1 protein-coding gene is annotated in these 714 nt (G+C 66.8%); it reads left to right on the top strand.

What is annotated here, in order from left to right; translation table 11 throughout:
- Positions 1 to 203: 203 nt before the first annotated feature.
- Positions 204 to 542: a P-II family nitrogen regulator gene (glnK, locus tag AC1DYK_RS35470; protein WP_478090065.1), complete on the top strand. Its 339-nt coding sequence runs from the start codon at positions 204 to 206 to the stop codon at positions 540 to 542.
- Positions 543 to 714 lie beyond the last annotated feature (172 nt).

The raw sequence follows: 714 nt of genomic DNA, 5'->3' as shown, positions 1-714 counted from the left end.
GCGGCTACGTCCAGGGCGGCAACGAGCAGAGCGCCTTCAACCTGGTCGCAAGCCCGGGCATCCCCTCGCCCATCGGTCCCATCGGCCAGACCACCTTCTCGCCCAACGCCACACGTTTCATCCTGATCCTGACCAAGACGCTGTAAACATACACGGCGCGGCCCGCCGCCGCGCCGTCCTCTTCCCTCTGAAGGAGAAACACCATGAAGCTGGTCTCAGCCATCATCAAACCATTCAAGCTCGACGAAGTGCGCGAGGCGCTGTCTGCGATCGGCGTGCAGGGCATCACCGTCACCGAGGTCAAGGGCTTCGGCCGCCAGAAGGGCCACACCGAGCTGTACCGCGGCGCCGAGTACGTCGTCGACTTCCTGCCGAAGGTCAAGATCGAGGCCGCCGTGGCCGACGAACTGGTGGAGCGCGTGATCGAAGCGGTCGAAAGCGCCGCGCGCACCGGCAAGATCGGCGACGGCAAGGTCTTCGTCTACGACCTGGAGCAGGTCGTGCGCATCCGCACCGGTGAAACGGGCCGCGAAGCCCTCTGACACGCAAGGCACGAAAGAAAAAACCGAAATGAAAAAATTCCTTGTCTCACTCGCGCTGGGCCTGAGCCTGCTCGGCGCCGGTACGTCCGGCTTCGCCCAGGCGCCCGCCGCCCCTGCGGCCGAAGCGTCGGCGCCGGCCGCGGCACCGGCCGCCGCGCCTGCTGCGGCCGCG

It is taken from the genome of Variovorax sp. P2_H12 (assembly GCF_056403395.1).
Note: the sequence above shows the minus strand (reverse complement) of the source record. Positions and strands in the feature narration are given on the sequence as shown.